Annotated in this window: 16 protein-coding genes and 1 pseudogene; 7 read left to right on the top strand and 10 right to left on the bottom strand. The window is 65.8% G+C overall.

Translation table 11 applies throughout. The features are described from left to right. From ACUJB0_RS04755 to fliE, 10 genes and pseudogenes are all read right to left on the bottom strand, one after another. Positions 1-649, bottom strand: a pseudogene (locus ACUJB0_RS04755) (flagellar hook-length control protein FliK); the annotation flags it as partial. Continuing rightward, a complete protein-coding gene (locus ACUJB0_RS04750) occupies positions 646-963 on the bottom strand; it encodes a hypothetical protein (protein ID WP_117011416.1) in 318 nt (105 codons plus the stop codon). The pseudogene ACUJB0_RS04755 and the gene ACUJB0_RS04750, both read right to left, overlap by 4 nt. Then, a complete protein-coding gene (gene fliS / locus ACUJB0_RS04745; RefSeq protein WP_117011509.1) occupies positions 956-1,345 on the bottom strand; it encodes a flagellar export chaperone FliS in 390 nt (129 codons plus the stop codon). The genes ACUJB0_RS04750 and fliS overlap by 8 nt, the downstream gene beginning before the upstream one ends. 32 nt (positions 1,346-1,377) lie before the next feature. Further along, positions 1,378-2,793 carry a flagellar filament capping protein FliD gene (fliD, locus tag ACUJB0_RS04740; protein ID WP_444844216.1) on the bottom strand — a complete coding sequence of 472 codons (1,416 nt, stop codon included), beginning with the start codon at positions 2,791-2,793 and terminating at the stop codon, positions 1,378-1,380. 102 nt (positions 2,794-2,895) lie between these two features. Beyond that, on the bottom strand, positions 2,896-3,327 hold the full coding sequence (gene fliJ, locus ACUJB0_RS04735) for a flagellar export protein FliJ (protein ID WP_444844215.1): 432 nt from the start codon (positions 3,325-3,327) through the stop codon (positions 2,896-2,898). After that, complete coding sequence (gene fliI, locus ACUJB0_RS04730) at positions 3,324-4,634, bottom strand: flagellar protein export ATPase FliI (RefSeq protein ID WP_161087731.1); 1,311 nt, start codon at positions 4,632-4,634, stop codon at positions 3,324-3,326. The genes fliJ and fliI overlap by 4 nt, the downstream gene beginning before the upstream one ends. After that, complete coding sequence (gene fliH, locus ACUJB0_RS04725; RefSeq protein WP_444844214.1) at positions 4,631-5,341, bottom strand: flagellar assembly protein FliH; 711 nt, start codon at positions 5,339-5,341, stop codon at positions 4,631-4,633. The genes fliI and fliH overlap by 4 nt, the downstream gene beginning before the upstream one ends. Beyond that, entirely contained in the window at positions 5,338-6,384 is a 1,047-nt protein-coding gene (locus ACUJB0_RS04720; protein WP_161087729.1) for a flagellar motor switch protein FliG, read from the bottom strand. The genes fliH and ACUJB0_RS04720 overlap by 4 nt, the downstream gene beginning before the upstream one ends. Then, positions 6,368-8,143: a flagellar basal-body MS-ring/collar protein FliF gene (gene fliF, locus ACUJB0_RS04715; protein WP_444844213.1), complete on the bottom strand. Its 1,776-nt coding sequence runs from the start codon at positions 8,141-8,143 to the stop codon at positions 6,368-6,370. Before fliF ends, ACUJB0_RS04720 begins: the two co-directional genes overlap by 17 nt. A 21-nt stretch (positions 8,144-8,164) precedes the next feature. Next, positions 8,165-8,509, bottom strand: coding sequence for a flagellar hook-basal body complex protein FliE (gene fliE, locus ACUJB0_RS04710; protein ID WP_117011409.1), 345 nt, complete (start codon positions 8,507-8,509; stop codon positions 8,165-8,167). 590 nt (positions 8,510-9,099) lie between these two features. Here fliE and ACUJB0_RS04705 point away from each other — a divergent pair. The 7 genes from ACUJB0_RS04705 to ACUJB0_RS04675 are packed head-to-tail and all read left to right on the top strand — an operon-like array spanning position 9,100 to position 15,425. Next, positions 9,100-9,978, top strand: a complete 879-nt coding sequence (locus ACUJB0_RS04705; RefSeq protein ID WP_444844212.1) for a FliM/FliN family flagellar motor switch protein — start codon at positions 9,100-9,102, stop codon at positions 9,976-9,978. 4 nt (positions 9,979-9,982) lie between these two features. Continuing rightward, the gene (locus ACUJB0_RS04700; RefSeq protein ID WP_175048196.1) at positions 9,983-10,354 is read left to right on the top strand and encodes a FliM/FliN family flagellar motor switch protein; all 372 of its coding nucleotides are present in this window, start codon (positions 9,983-9,985) and stop codon (positions 10,352-10,354) included. Beyond that, the gene (gene fliP / locus ACUJB0_RS04695; RefSeq protein ID WP_444844211.1) at positions 10,351-11,118 is read left to right on the top strand and encodes a flagellar type III secretion system pore protein FliP; all 768 of its coding nucleotides are present in this window, start codon (positions 10,351-10,353) and stop codon (positions 11,116-11,118) included. The genes ACUJB0_RS04700 and fliP overlap by 4 nt, the downstream gene beginning before the upstream one ends. A 16-nt stretch (positions 11,119-11,134) precedes the next feature. Then, the gene (gene fliQ / locus ACUJB0_RS04690) at positions 11,135-11,407 is read left to right on the top strand and encodes a flagellar biosynthesis protein FliQ (RefSeq protein ID WP_008449457.1); all 273 of its coding nucleotides are present in this window, start codon (positions 11,135-11,137) and stop codon (positions 11,405-11,407) included. Positions 11,408-11,420: 13 nt separating this feature from the next. After that, positions 11,421-12,209, top strand: a complete 789-nt coding sequence (locus tag ACUJB0_RS04685) for a flagellar biosynthetic protein FliR (protein ID WP_444844210.1) — start codon at positions 11,421-11,423, stop codon at positions 12,207-12,209. Then, the gene (locus ACUJB0_RS04680) at positions 12,202-13,341 is read left to right on the top strand and encodes an EscU/YscU/HrcU family type III secretion system export apparatus switch protein (protein WP_444844209.1); all 1,140 of its coding nucleotides are present in this window, start codon (positions 12,202-12,204) and stop codon (positions 13,339-13,341) included. Before ACUJB0_RS04685 ends, ACUJB0_RS04680 begins: the two co-directional genes overlap by 8 nt. Next, positions 13,338-15,425 carry a flagellar biosynthesis protein FlhA gene (locus ACUJB0_RS04675; RefSeq protein WP_444844208.1) on the top strand — a complete coding sequence of 696 codons (2,088 nt, stop codon included), beginning with the start codon at positions 13,338-13,340 and terminating at the stop codon, positions 15,423-15,425. The genes ACUJB0_RS04680 and ACUJB0_RS04675 overlap by 4 nt, the downstream gene beginning before the upstream one ends. Positions 15,426-15,579: the final 154 nt, after the last annotated feature.

Below are 15,579 nucleotides of genomic sequence, written 5' to 3'. Positions count from 1 at the left end.
CGGCCGGGGCGGGCGTCAGCGGCAGCGGCGCGGCGGTGACCGCCACACTGGCCGCGGACAGGTTCAGCCGGGTGGCGGCGTTGTTGAGCGTCGAGGTGGCGCCGATGGCGTCGGTGCGCACCGGCGCCGGCGTGCCGCTGGCGGCCGCTGGCACGGGCGCCGGCATGGCGCTGTTCAGCAGCGCGCCGACCATGGCGGGCACCAGCGCGTCGGTGGCGGCGGTGGCGCCGGTATCGGTGGTGTCATCGGTGCTGGCCGCGCTGCCGGCGGCGGGGGCCGCGCTGGCCTCGGTGTCGAGCGCCAGCGGATCGGTCAGCTGCAGCAGCTGGGCGAACAGCGGGGCGCGGTCCTGGGTCTCGTCGGCCGGCTCGGCGGCGTCGCCGGCCGGATGGCTGACCGGGTCGTTCTGGCTGGCCGGGGTGGCGCCGCGCGTGGCCGGCGCCGGCTTGGCGCTGGCCTGCTGGTTCTTGCCGTTGCCGGTCAGCGGCGCCGACTTGGGCGGAACCCGGGGGGCCGTGGCGCCGCCGTCGTGGCTGGCCTGGCGCGTCGGCATGCTGTCGAGCCCGCCATGGTTGGCGGCCACCGGAGCGGTCAGTTCGGCTTTCGCGGCTTTGGCCGCGGCGGTGGCGTTCGAGAGTGTCATGCTCATGCTTGGATTCCGGTTTCTAACTGTTCGCTGTCCAGCGCGTACGCCAGCCAGCCTTCTTTGTTGGCCTGCATGTCATGCAAGCGCCGCCCGAGATCCTCGGTGGCGGCGTTGCATGCTTGTACCGCTTGTTCGTGCAGCCCGCGCAGCGCCGCCAGGGCGGCCCGTTCGCTGCTGCTCCACTGGCCCTGCGCCGCCATCTGCGGCAGCGCGGTGGCCATTAACGTGTTAATCGCCGCCAGCGTCTTCCAGTCCTGGGACGCGATGGCGGCGCTCATCTTCTGCGCCAGCTGCAGCAAGGTGCGTTGCCTATCCATTTTTGGCCTGTACACCCAGCCAGCCCTTTTTGATGGTGGTCAGCAACGTCGTCACTTCGTCGATGATGGTCGGGTCCAGGCTGACGCCGGCCGTGTACAGGCGGCCGGCGCAGTAGTCGTACAGGCGGCCGAGGTTTTCCACCACTTCGCCGCCGTTGTCGAAGTCCAGCGAGCTCGACAGACCGTTGATGATGTCGGTGCACTTATTCAGGCTGTTGGCCTTGAGCTCGTAGCGCTTGCCGACGATGTGGCCGCGCGCGCGCGCCAGCTCTTCGAGCAAGCCGTCGGTCAGCACCAGCACCAGTTCGATCGGCGACGCCCGTGCCACCTGGGCGTCCAGATTGGTGGAGTGATAACTGCTGTAAGCTTCGTGGTTCAACATGGTGTTCACCGTACTGGTTGTGGTTCGTTAACTTAGTTGCTGCTGTTGGGTGAGAACATCGCCGTGAACATGTTCGACGTGCTGGTCATCGACGACTGCAGCTGCTGCAGCGCGCTGAACTGCGCCAGGTAGCGCTTGTAGGAATTGTCGAACTGGGTCTGCAGCGCGACCTGGCGCTTGGCGACGTCGTCCTGCACCTTGGTGGCGGCGGTCTTGCGGCTGCCGATCAGGCCGGTCGCGGAATTGGTCCAGGTCGTCACCAGCTTGTTCATCTTGCCCAGCACGCCGGCATCGGCCGCCAGGCCGGCGCGGCCGAACAGCGTGTCGATCTTGCCCGGATCGGCCGCCACGGTCTTCTGCAGGCGGGCGGTGTCCAGCGACAGGGTGCCGTCGCGCGAGGCGGTGATGCCAAAGCTGATCAGCGACTTGCCGCCGGTGACGGCGCGCAGCGCCGAGCCCAGCGCGGCCTGCAGCGCGACCACGCCGGAGTCGCCGTGCAGCGCGGCGTCGGACGAGCGCGGCGTGGTGTCGGTGGGCGAGGTCGGCGTGTGGTCGCCCGCCGCGGTGACGGTCTTGAACACGCCCAGCAGCTTGTTGTAGGCGTCGACGAAGGCCTGCACGTTGGCGGCGGTGGTGCTGTTGTCGGGGCCGACGGTCAGCTGCACCGGCGTGGCGCCCGGCGTCTGCGCCTGCTTGACGGTGAACTTGACGTTGTCGATGGTGCTGAAGGTGTTGGAGGCCTGGGTCACCTTGGTGCCGGTGTTCTGGTCGCCCATCCAGACGATGGCGTCCTTGGCGATCGATTCGACCTTCTGGGTCGACAGGTCCGACTGCAGGCCGGCGTCTGCCAGGCCGGACACGTCGATCGAGGACACCGCGTTGTCGGCGCCGGTCTGGGTCGAGGTCATCACCAGCTTGGTCTGGCCGTTGACCGTCATGGTCGAGGCGGTGACGCGGGAATTGTTGGTGGCGGCCACGTTGATCGCGGCGGCGATTTCCTTGGCCGACAGCTTGCCGTCCATATTGCTGTCGGCGTTGGCCAGGTCGACCTGGAAGTTCGAGCCGTCGGCCAGCATCACCTTCAGCGAGCCGGCGTTGGTGGCGGCGCTGTCGTTGACGTTGTAAGACACCTGGCCGGCGGTGGCCAGCTGCTCGACGTAGAACGAGTACGTGCCGGCCACGGCGTTGGCGCCGGCGGTGCCGGTGGCGATCGCGGTGTTGCTGCTGGTGGCGGCCGCCGCGCTGACGCTGGCCGTGCCGGTCACCAGCGACTGGATCGAGGACTGGAACGCGCTCAGCGCGCTACCGAGGGTGGTGAGGGCGGAGACGGTGGCGGTCGCCTGCGCATTGCGGGCGTCCAGATTGGCCTTGGTCGGCGCCACATAGGCGTTGGCCAGGTTGGTCGCCGTGGTTTGCGGGTCGTAGGTTGGACTGCTGATGACTGCCATGATCGTGCTCCCGGTAAGGATGATTGAAGTGTACCCTGATATAAGGCGACCTTAATCGTTTCCCTATGAAAATATTCCTAACTATTTTTTTTCGCCACAACGCTATTTTTGGCCGCGTATCCACAGTTGCGTTGCCAGTTCGTCATGTTGCTTGCGTTCCTGGACATTCTGCTGGGCCAGCACCACCTTTTGCTGCTTGACCAGCACCTTGCCCAGCACCTCGCGCTTGGCCCAGGCCGCGTTGAGCGCCTGCTGCGACACCGCCATGTCGGCCTCGTGCATGTGGAGGTCGAGCCGGTGGCTGTCGGCCATCTGCATCACGGCCTGCTTGTAGTCGCCGCAGTTGCCGGCCAGCGCCGGATGCAGGTTGCCGCTGGGGCCGCTGTTGGTGTACAGGCCGGTCAGGCGTTCGAGGTTTTTCTGATAACGCTCGCGCAGGCTTTCCTTCTCCGCCAGCTCGGTCTGCAGGCGCTCCACCTCGGTGTTGCGCAGGGCCACCAGCGTGGTCAGGTTGCGGATGTTGTGTTGGCTCATGTCATCAGCTTTTCAAGTTGGTGGACGCACGGCGCGAACGGCGCTTCTTCCTTGGTACCCTGGCACAGGAAATCCTCGACCTTGGGGTGCAGCTGCACCGCCTTGTCGGTGACCGGATCGGCGCCCGGCACGTAGGCGCCCAGCGGGATCAGGTCGCGCACACGGTCGTGGCGCGCCATGCTGGCCTTGAGCGCGCGCGCCGCCAGCATGTGTTCGTGGGTGATGACCTGGGCCATGCAGCGGCTGATCGAGGCGGCGATGTCGATCGCCGGGTAGTGGCCGCGCTCGGCCAGCTCGCGGGTCAGCACGATGTGGCCGTCCAGCACGGCGCGGGCGGTGTCGACCACCGGATCCTGCTGGTCGTCGCCCTCGGCCAGCACGGTGTAGATCGCGCTCATGCTGCCGTTCTGGTTCTCGCCGTTGCCGGCCGATTCGATCAGTTGCGGCAGCGCCGAGAACACCGACGGCGGATAGCCCTTGGTGGCCGGCGGCTCGCCCAGCGCCAGCGCCACTTCGCGCAGCGCCATCGCGTAGCGGGTCAGCGAATCGACCAGCAGCAGCACGTTCTTGCCCTGGTCGCGGTAATGGGCCGCGATCGAGTGGCACAGCTCGGTGGCCATGATGCGCATCAGCGGGCTCTCGTCGGCCGGCGCGATCACCAGCACGGCCTTGGACAGGCCTTCCTTGCCGAGCGACATTTCAACGAATTCGCGCACCTCGCGCGAGCGCTCGCCGATCAGGCCCACCACGACCACGTCGGCCACGGTCTGCCGGGTCATCAGGCCCAGCAGCACGGACTTGCCGACGCCGGAGCCGGCCATCAGGCCGACCCGTTGGCCCTTGCCCAGGGTCAGCATGGCGTTGATGGCGCGCACGCCGACGTCGAGCGCCTCGGTGACCGGTTTTTTCTTCAGCGGATGAATGCGCGGCGGCAGCGGCTCAAGCGGGAAGTCGCCCGACAGCTTGCCCAGGCCGTCGATCGGCTCGCCCAGGCCGTTGACCATGCGGCCCAGCCAGCCGGAGCCGATCTGCAGGTTCACTTTTTCGGGGGAGGGCAGCACGCGCGCGCCGGTGGTCAGGCCGATGGCTTTTTTGAACGGCATCAGGAACGACAGCTTGTCGCGGAAACCCACCACTTGCGCGTCCAGCCACTCGCCGCCGACTGTCTCAATCTGGCAACGCTGGCCGGTGTGCAAAGGACAACCCACGGCCTCGAGCAACAAACCGGACGCCCCCACCAGGCGACCGGTCGGGGTCGCCATGGGCACGGAACCCAGTTCGAGATTGCGTAAGGCGTCAGCGATCACTCTTCGCTCTCCGGTTCATCGCCGCCGTCGGCAGCTTGAAGTTGATTATCGACCTGTTCCATGACAGCCGCAAGACGTTGATGACATCCGGCATCGACTTCGTTGTCGCCGGCCTTGATGCGGCACTCGCCCACTTCCAGGCGGGCGTCCGGGATCAGGTTCCAGCGCTTGGAACGTTTCGGGTCCAGCTCGGCGATGCGCTTGAGCTCTTCCGGGTTCAGGAACACGTCGATTTCCTCGCGGGTGGGCGGCATCGACGCCAGCGTTTCCTCGACCAGGGCCATCAGCTGCACCGGCTGCAGCGCCAGCTCGGCGCGGATCACCTGGCGCGCCACCTTGGCCACCAGGTCGACCACTTCCTTGCGCTGGGCCGCGCGGTAGTCGGAGCGCAGCTTCTTCAGGCTTTTCAACATGGCGTCGACCGGGCGCGCCATCTGGTCATAGGCCACCAGGGTTTCGTGGCGGCCTTCCTCGCGGCCCTGCTCCTGGCCGGCCGCGCGGCCGGCCTCGAAGCCGTCCTCCTGGCCGCGGGCCAGGCCGATCTCGTAGCCGTCGCGCTGGCCCTGTTCGAAGCCCTCGCTGACCGAGGCGGCCCACTGGGCGCCGCCGTCGCCGCTCTGGCTGTGGCTCTGCGCCACCGCGCGCTGGTGCGCGAGGTTGGTGAACTGGGCCAGCGGCGGGAAGCGGTAGGCGCGGAACTGCTTCATTCGATCACCTGTTCGGCGAACAGCTGGATCTCGATCTCGCCAACGTCGGCCAGCGCCTTGACGGTGGCCATGATTTCCTGGCGGGTCTGCTCGATGCGCGACAGCGGCATCGGGCCGGCGCGGCGCATCATGTCCTCGAAGGCCTGGGCCTGGCGTTTCGGCATGGTCTTGAGGATGGCGTCGCGGATCGACACTTCGGCGCCCTTGAGCGCGATCGCCCATTGCTCCAGCGGCACTTCCTCGATGATGCGGGTGATCGCCACCTCGGACTGGTTGCCGAGGATGAAGAAGTCGTACATCGACAGCTCGATCTTGGACACCACGTCCGGGTCGTGCGCGCGCAGCAGCTCGACCATCTGCGCGCGGTTGCTCGGCAGGCGGTTGAGGATCTCGGCGGCCTGGCGGATGCCTTCCACGCTGGTGCTCTGTGAATCGAAGGACGACAGGCAGCGCATCACCAGCTCGTCGAGTTCGAGCAGCAGGTCGCGGTCGACTTCCTCCATGCGGGCCAGGTTCAGCAGCACCAGGTCGCGGCCGTCGGCCGGCAGCGCGTCGATGATCTGGCCGGCCAGCGCCGGCGGCAGGAAGGCCAGGAACACCGCCTGCATTTGCACGTGTTCGTTGGAGATGTATTCGGCCAGCCACTTCGGCGAGGCCCACTGCAGGCGCGCCATCTTGGGCCGCAGCTCGTCGCCGTAAATGTTGTTGAGCACGGTGTTGGCGAGGTCGCCGCCCAGCGCCAGGTCCAGCGAACGCTTCAGGTAGCTGCGCGAGGCGCCATGCACGCCGGACTGCTGGCGGTAATCGTCGAAGAAGGTCTGCATCGCGGTCTTGACGGACTCGACCTTGATGCCGCTCATGCGCGACATCACCTGGGTCACTTCCAGCAATTCCTCGCGCGTCAGGCAGCGCAGCACGGCCGCGGCCGGCTCCTCGCCTATGCTCAGCAGCACGATGGCAGCCTGTTCCACCGGCGACAGCTGGGCGTTGTGGACTGCGTTGCCGTAGTCCTCGTCGTTCTGCGGGTTATTGAGTTCGGCCATTTTTCTGCATCCATTGTTTGACGACTTCGGCGACACGTTCCGGTTCTTTGGCGGCCAGTACTTTCAGGTGGTCGACCATGACGTCGACGGCCGAGCCTGGCGGCGGCAGATCGTAGTTTTCCAGCAGCGGCACCACCGGCATGCCCGGCTGGACCATCGCGCCCGGCAGGGCGGGGGCGGCGCCCGGCGTGCCCGGCGCGGCCTGGCCACCGGCCAGCGCCGGCGCGGCCGCGGCGGCTGCCGCTTCCTTGGCTTCCTTGGCGGCCGCCACGGCGGCCTGTTCGGCGGCGCGGCGTTCGGCGGCGATGCGGGCCAGTTCCTGCGGGGCCGGGGTGAAGCGCACCGTGGCCAGGCGCATCAGCGGACGCAGCAACAGGAAGTAGCCGAGGATGATGCCGACGCCGTACATCACGTAGGAGCTGATGTCGACCACGTTGTCGCGTTCCTGCCACCATGGGGTGACGGCGGCTTTCGGCGGGAAGTTCATGGCCGACACCACCAGCTGGTCGCCGCGCTCGGCGTTGATGCCCAGGCCGTTGCGCAGGATCTTGTCGATGTTGGCGATTTCGTTGGCGCTCCAGCCGGTCTTGGGCGTGGGCGAGGCGGCCTGCGCCAGCACCACGGCCACGCTCAGCTTCTCGAGGCGGCCACGGCTGCGCTTGGTCTGGGTGATGCTGCGGTCGTAGGCGTACTGGCGGGTGGTGGCGTTCTTGCGCGCGGTGCCGTCGGCCGGATTGTTGGGATCGTTGGCGGCGGCCGGCTTGGCGGCGTCGGCCGGGTTGGCGTTGGCCGGCGGCGGCCGGTTCGACAGCGTGCCCGGCACGCCCTGCGCCACGCGGTTGCGGTCCATCTCCTCGCGCATGGCCTCGCTGGTGACCTTCGGATCGGCGCCGTATTTCTCCACCGTTTCCTCGACCTTGTCGTTGTCGACCGAGGCCATCACGCTCATGCGGAAATTGTCCTCGCCGATGACCGGGCCCAGCAGGTTGCGCACATTGGCCTTGACCTCGTCCTGGATGCGCTTGCCGTTCTCGTTGCTGGCGGCGCCGGCGTCGAAGCCGTCGGCCAGGTCGACGTGCGAGGACAGCAGGTTGCCGGCCTGGTCGACCACGCTCACGCGCTGCGGGCTCAGGCTGGCGACGCTGCCGGCCACCATGTTCACCACGGCGGCGATCGCCTCAGGCGCCATGGTGTGGCCGGGTTTCAGGGCCAGCACCACCGAGGCCGACGATTTCTCGCCGTCGGAGGACACGAAGGAGGTCGACTTGGCGATCGACAGGTGCACGCGCGCGTGGGCGATCGCGTCCAGCGTCATGATCGATTGCGCCAGCTCGCCTTCCAGGCCGCGGCGGAAGCGCACGTCCTGCACGAATTGGGACACGCCCAGCGGGTCGTTCTTGTCCATCAGTTCCAGGCCGGCCGGCAGCTGCGCGGTCACGCCCTTGGCGGCCAGCAGCATGCGCACCTTGCCCAGCATCGAGTTGGGCACCAGCACCTGGCCGCTGTCGGGATGCAGGCGGTAGGGGATGTGGTCGGCGTCGAGCACCGTCATCATGTCGGCGGCCGCGACCTTCTCGTGCGCGCCGAACACCGGCTTGTAGCCCGCCTGGACGTTCCACAGGTACATCAGCACCATGGCGGTCACGCCGATCGCCAGCAACAGCAGCGGGTACAGGTTTTTGAGCAGATTGGGCGGCAGGGACAGCGCGACGGGGCTGGCGCGCCAGCGCTCGAAGGCGGACTTGATGGGGTTGATCACGTTGATGGCTTTCGCGAAGACTTACAGCGGTAATTTGATGAGTTCGTCCACGGCGCCCATCACTTTGTTGCGCACTTGCATCAACATCGAGAAGGACAGGCTGGCTTCCTGGCTGGACAGCATGGCGCCGACCAGGTCGTCGCTCTTGCCGGAATCGACGTCGGACATCTGCTGGGCGGCGTTGGCGTCGGCGTCGTTGACTTTATGAACCGCGTCCTTCATCGACTGGGCGAAGGAGAAGGCGGGCTGGGCGTCGCCGGCACCGAACTGCGCGGCCGGGGCCACGGTCTGGGTGGCCAGGTTCTGCGCCGCGTTGGTGAGCGACGCGAGGTCGGCTTGTATCAGGTTAGAGATTCCGTTACTCATCTTGCTATCTCCCGTTTATGCGACGTTAGTCCCATCCATCTACCATATCCAGATTGCCAGAAAGCAGCAAGTCCCGCGTTGTTTATCTGTCGGCAGCTGTGCTCAATCAAACGACATAACGATGTGTATGTCACAGTCTTGTAAGAAAGGCAGTGCAGGTAAGCCGGCCTGAAGTGTGACCAAACCGCCGCGTTGCGGTGGATGTCACAATTGCCGACTCATAGGGGGAAAGTGGGGCGCCCACTGGCTGGTAGCCCGTGCGGAGTGTTTTCCTACGGCAAATATCGTTATAAATCATTCACTAAGCGCCATTTATTCAAGTGTGTTGCACAGCAGCGTCAAACGACTGGAGCGGGTTAAGCTTACTGGCTGGCAATACTCTTGTAAAGGCTTATTTGCCACACGGAATTATCGTCAAATATTGTTGGATGGAAATAATGTGAATTTTGATGTATCCTGTGCTACCGACATCGCATGACTTTAAGTTACGATAGGTAATATTCCCCAAATAGTGCGCTGGAAGTAACCAGTTTTTAGCTGGATAGTGCGATGATGGTGATGTAGCGAAGAATTTCCGACATGGCGAAAACATGACAACGACAAAACAGACAGCGCCACCTCTCGTGCTGGACCCCTGCCTGCTGGGACGGCCGGTGCACCTGCTGCACATCTTCGCCGCCCAATTGCGCGACGACCTGTCGCAGTCGATGCGGCTGAACATGAATCGCCGCTACTGGGGCGGCTTCCAGGTCGAGGACGTCGCGTTCAGCCGGCTCGAGGGCGACGAGATCCGCAGCCGCTGGCTCAGCTTTGCCGCCCCGGCCGGCCATATCGCCTTCTCGCTGGAGCGCAAGGTGCTGCTGAGCGTGCTGAACTACCGCTACGGCAGCGGCAAGGCCGACGCCGCCGCGCTGGACGAGAACGCGGTGCGGGTGACCGCCACCGAGGAGCGCCTGGCAGTGGTGCTGGGACAACAGTTGGCCGGCATCCTGGCCGGCCGTATCGAACTGAACCTGCCGGTGCCGGACAAGGCGCCCGCCGCCGAAGGCGAGCAGGACCCGGCTGACAGCGAATTCAAGCCGGCCCCCGGCTCCCATCCGCCCAAGGGCAGCTGGATCATCACCGTCACGCTGGCCGACATCGCCAGCGGCGCCACCGGCAAGTACTGGTTCGCGCTGGACAAGGTGCTGATGGCCAGCGTGCTGCGCGGCCTGCTGCGCGACCGCGACGCCGGCAAGAAGCCCAAGGCGGTCGCGCCGCTGGCGCAGCGCCTGCAGGTGGGCCTGGTCGGCCGCCTGGCCAGCAAGGAAGTGCCGCTGGGCAGCCTGTACGATTTACAGGTCGGCGACGTGATCCCGATCAGCCTGAACAGAGCGGATGTGCTGCTGGAGGATTCCCGCATCTTCACCGCCGCCGTGACCGAACACAAAGGCAAACTCTGTTTAACCTCTTTTGAAGACGCCGAATAACATGATGAACATGAACGTAGCCAACCCTAGCGACGCCCTGCTGGAAGACCTGTCCGAAGAGATGATCATCGACCAGGTCGGCACCGAGCTGACCGACCTGCCGGCCACGCCGGTGCGGCGCGACCTGCCGGCCATGATGCGCAAGATCCCCGTCACGCTGACGCTGGAGGTGGGCTCGGCCCGCATCTCGCTGCAGGACCTGATGGCGATCGGCCCGGACAGCGTGGTCGAGCTCGACGTGCTGGCCGGCGAGCCGCTGGTGATCAAGGTCAACGGCACCGCCATCGGCCGCGCCGAGGTGGTGGTGGCGGGCGAGAACTACGGCCTCAAAGTCATCGACCTGGACGGCCTCAATCTCGACATGATGACTCCATGACCTGGAGCATGACGCCGCGCCGCCTGGCCGGCCTGACTGGCCTGGCCGCCTTGGCCGGCCTGGCCCTGTGCGCCGCCGGCCCCGCCCACGCGGTCGACCTGCTGGCCAACGTGGTGCCCGGCGCGAAAACCGAGCTGACGGTCAAGACCCAGATCCTGATCATCATGACCTTGCTGGGCTTGCTCCCGGTGATGGTGATGATGATGACCAGCTTCACCCGCTTCGTCATCGTGCTGTCGCTGCTGCGCCAGGCGCTGGGGCTGCAGCAGGGCCTGCCCAACCGCATCATCACCGGCGTGGCGCTGATCCTGACCCTGCTGGTGATGCGCCCGATCGGCGACCAGATCTGGAAGGACGCCTTCGTGCCCTACGACCAGGACAAGATCGGCCTGGAGACCGCGCTGCAGATCGCCGAGAAGCCGGTGGCCCGCTTCATGCTCGCGCAGACCAGCAAGGCCGCGCTGCAGCAGATCGCCCACCTGGCCGGCGAGGACAAGATCACCGAGCCGTCGCAGCACGCCTTCACCGTCAAGCTGGCGGCGTTCGTGCTGTCCGAGCTGAAGACCGCTTTCCAGATCGGCTGCATGCTGTTCATTCCCTTCCTGGTGATCGACCTGGTGGTGTCGTCGGTGCTGATGGCGATGGGCATGATGATGCTGTCGCCGCTGGTGATTTCATTGCCGTTCAAGCTGCTGCTATTTGTGCTGGTGGACGGCTGGACCCTGACCGTCAACACGCTTGTGACCAGCGTGCAGGCGTACTGACAAGATAGGCGGCCCTATGCTGACTCCCGAAGTTGCCGTCGACCTGGTGGTCGAATCGCTGCACATCGTCATGCTGCTGGTGGTGATCCTGGTCGTGCCCGGCCTGATCACCGGCCTGGTGGTGGCGCTGGTGCAGGCCGCCACGCAGATCAACGAGCAGACGCTGAGCTTCCTGCCCAGGCTGCTGGTGACGCTGCTGGCCATCATCCTGATGGGACGCTGGATGGCCGGCTACCTGATGGATTTCTGCGTCTCCATCTTCACCCGCGCGGCCACGCTGGTCGGTTAGCTTCCCCGCCGTCATGGAACCGATACTGAGCCAGCTGCTGCCCCTGCTCACCGCGCTGTGGTGGCCGTTCTGCCGCATCCTGGCGATGTTCATCGGCGCCCCGGTGCTGGGCGAGGCGGTCACGCCGGTCACGGTGCGCATCCTGATCGCGCTGGTGCTGGCCATCCTGATGCTGCCGCTGACCTCCGGCGCCGGCGCCGCCACCATCGATCCGTTTTCCATGGGCGGCATCGCCGCCAGCGCCGAGCAGGCCCTGATCGGCTTCGTGCTGGGCCTGGCCTTCCACTTCGCCATGTCGGTGATCAGCGTGCTGGGCTTCATGGTGTCGTCGCAGATGGGCTTCTCGATGGCGGTGATGAACGACCCGATGAACGGCCAGTCGTCGGACGTGGTGTCGGCGCTGCTGTCGGTGCTGTCGATCATCGTGTTCTTCGCCATCGACGGCCACCTGGTGATCGCCAACGTCATTGGCCAGAGCTTCAAGGCCTGGCCGCTGGGCCACGGCTACCAGCCGCTGCTGCTCAACGCCATCGCCTACAACGTCGCCTGGATCTTTTCCGCCGCCATGCTGCTGGCCATTCCGGTGGTGTTTTCCACGCTGGTGGTGCAGCTGGGCTTTGGCCTGCTCAACCGCGTGGCGCCGGCGCTCAACCTGTTCGCGCTGGGCTTCTCGGTGATCACCATCTTCGGCCTGATGATGCTGGCGCAGGTGGTGCGCTTCATTCCCGATCACTATGTGCGGATGACCAATATGGTGCTGGAGCTGATCCGCCAGCAGATGCAGGCGGCGGTCCATGGCTGACCAGGACAGCGCCGACAAGACAGAGAAGGCTTCACAACAGAAGCTCAAGAAGTCGCGCCAGGAAGGGCAGGTGGTGCGCTCGCGCGACCTGTCGACCGCGATCGGCATCCTGGTCAGCCTCAAGCTGTTCGTCTACCTGCTGCCGGACTACATGGCCGAATTTCTGGAGATCTTCCACCAGAGCTACGCGCCGCTGGGCGCCACCGGCTCGATCGACAACGCCCTGTCCACCGTGTTCAGCTCGTCGATGTGGTTGCTGATCAAGATGGTGCTGCCGTTGTTCGTGGTGCCGTTCTTCATCGTGCTGGGCGCGATGGTGCCGGGCGGCTGGGTGATCACCACCAAGCACTGGGAGCCCAAGATGGAACGCCTGAGCCCGGCCGCCAACCTGGGCCGCCTGTTCAGCGCCAAGCACGGCACGGAGTTCCTGATCTCGCTGGCCAAGGCCGGCGTGCTGATCGCCGTGCTGATCCACGTGGCCCGCTCGACCGTGCAGAACTACACGCAGCTGCAGCACATGCCGATGGGCCAGGCCATGCTGTCGGGCTCGAATTTGATGCTGGACGGCTTGATGTCGCTGATCGCGGTGTTTATCATCTTCGCTTTGATCGACGTGCCGGCGCAGGCGTATTTCTTCGCCAAGAACCAGCGCATGTCCAAGCAGGACCAGAAGGAGGAGCACAAGTCGACCGAGGGCCGGCCCGAGGTCAAGAGCCGCATCCGCCAGCTGCAGCGGGCCATGGCGCGGCGCAGCGCGCGCAAGACCGTGCCGACCGCCGACGTGGTGATCGTCAACCCCGAGCACTACGCGGTCGCGCTCAAGTATGACCAGAACCGTGCCGAAGCACCGTATGTGGTGGCCAAGGGCATCGACGAGATGGCCTTGTACATCCGCCAGCTGGCGGCCGAGTTCAAGATCGAGGTGATGCCGCTGGCGCCGCTGGCGCGCGCCATCTACAACACCAGCCAGGTCAACCAGCAGATTCCGGTCCAGCTGTACCAGGCGGTGTCGCAGGTGCTGAACTATGTATTGCAATTGCAGGCATTCCGTACCGGACGGCGCAGCGCCGAGCCGGTGTATCCAAAAGAAGTCGATGTCCCAACATCCATGAGCGAGGCTAGTAAGTCATGAATTTTTTGAACAGGCTGGTCGCAGAAGCGCGTCGCCACAAGTTCGCCACGCCGGCATTCCTGCTGGTGATCCTGGCGATGATCATCCTGCCGTTGCCGCCGGTGCTGCTGGACGTGATGTTCACGTTCAATATCGTGCTGGCGCTGATCGTGATCCTGGTGTCGGTCTCGGCCCGCCGGCCGCTGGACTTCTCGGTGTTCCCGACCGTGATCCTGGCCACCACCATGATGCGCTTGACCTTGAACGTGGCCTCGACCCGCGTGGTGCTGCTGCACGGCCATGAGGGCACGGCCGCGGCCGGCCAGGTGATCGAGGCCTTCGGCAAGGTCGTCATCGGCGGCAATTACGTGGTCGGTATCGTGGTGTTCGTGATCCTGATGATCATCAACTTCATGGTGGTGACCAAGGGCGCCGAGCGGATCTCCGAGGTGTCGGCCCGCTTCACCCTGGACGCCTTGCCCGGCAAGCAGATGGCGATCGACGCCGACCTCAACGCCGGCCTGATCAACCAGGAAAAAGCCCAGGCCCGCCGCCTCGACGTGGCGGCCGAGGCCGACTTCTACGGCGCCATGGACGGCGCCTCCAAGTTCGTGCGCGGCGACGCGGTCGCCAGTATCCTGATCCTGATCATCAACATGGTCGGCGGCGTGGCCATCGGCGCGCTGATGCAGGACATGTCCTTCGGCGACGCCTTCCGCCAGTACGCGCTGCTGACCATCGGTGACGGCCTGGTGGCGCAGATCCCGGCGCTGCTGCTGTCGGCCGCGGCCGCGATCCTGGTGACCCGGATCTCCGACTCCGGCGACTTCGAACAGCAGGTCGGCGGCCAGGTGCTGGCGTCGCCGCAGGTGATGCTGAGCGCGTCGGGCATGATGCTGATCCTGGCCTTGGTGCCGGGCATGCCGTGGCAAATGTTCGGCCCGTTCGCGCTGGTGCTGGCCTATGTGGGCTACCGGCTGCTGCAGCGGGTCAAGGCGCCCGACACCAGCAACCTCGACGCCATCGAGGCGGCGCTGCGCGACGACCGCGCGCCCGAGCTCGACTGGCACAGCCTGCCGGCCGTGCAGCAATTGCAGGTGGCGCTGGGCTACAAGCTGGTCAGCCTGATCGACAAGGCCCACGGCGAGCCGCTGACCAAGCGCGTCAAGGGCGTGCGCCAGAGCCTGTCCGAGGCGATGGGCCTGCTGCTGCCGCCGATCGTCGTGCGCGACGACCTGGGCCTGAAGCCCTCGCAGTATTCGGTGATGTTGTCGGGCAGCGTGGTGGCCCAGGCCGAGGTGTTCGCCGACCGCCTGATGGCGATCCCGTCGCCCAACGTCTACGGCCAGATCGACGGCATCCCCGGCATCGAGCCGGCCTACGGCATGCCGGTGACCTGGATCGAGACCAGCGAGAAGGCCAACGCGCTGGGCCTGGGCTACCAAGTGGTGGAGGCGCCAAGCGCGATCGCCACCCACCTGTCCAAGCTGATCCGCGAATACCTGCCCGAGCTGTTCCGCCACGAGGACGTGCCGGCGCTGATGGAGCGGCTGTCGTCGCTGTCGCCCAAGCTGGCCGCCTCGCTGGACAAGGCGCTCACGCACACGCAGATGCTGCGCGTGTTCCGCGTGCTGCTGGCGGAGAACGTGTCGCTCAAGGACATCGTGCCGATCGCCACCACCCTGGTCGACAGTTCCGAGACCACTAAGGACCCGATCCTGCTGGCGGCCGAGGTGCGCTGCGCGCTGCGGCGCCAGATCGTCACCGGCCTGTTCGGGCAGAAGACCGAGATGCAGGCCTTCAACCTGGGCGGCGACCTGGAGAACATGCTGCTGGGCTCGCTGAACCAGGCGCGCCAGAGCGGCAAGGTGGTGCTGGACAACTACCCGATCGATCCGCACCTGCTGGCGCAGCTGCAGGTCAACATGCCGGTGGCGCGCGAGCAGATGAAGCAGCAGGCCACGCCGCCGCTGCTGCTGGTGTTGCCGCAGATCCGTCCGCTGCTGGCGCGCTACGCGCGGCTGTTCGCGCCCGGCTTGCACGTGCTGTCCTACAACGAGATCCCGGAAAACCGCGAGGTCAGCATCATCGGCACGGTCGGCTGATCCCGGCCGGGACAGGCCACACCCGGCAAGAGGCCGCCCGTCCACGGACCGGGCGGTTTTTTTTGCCGCCGTTATTGCCTTTCGATAGTTGTTGCCATTCGTGCACTGCTTTTTTGACAAGCATGCTATCTTTTGATTGTCACCAACCGCAGTC

This window comes from Duganella caerulea (assembly GCF_040362985.1).
Lineage (GTDB): Bacteria > Pseudomonadota > Gammaproteobacteria > Burkholderiales > Burkholderiaceae_D > Rugamonas > Rugamonas vulcania.
This window is presented reverse-complemented; position numbering and strand designations above follow the sequence as displayed.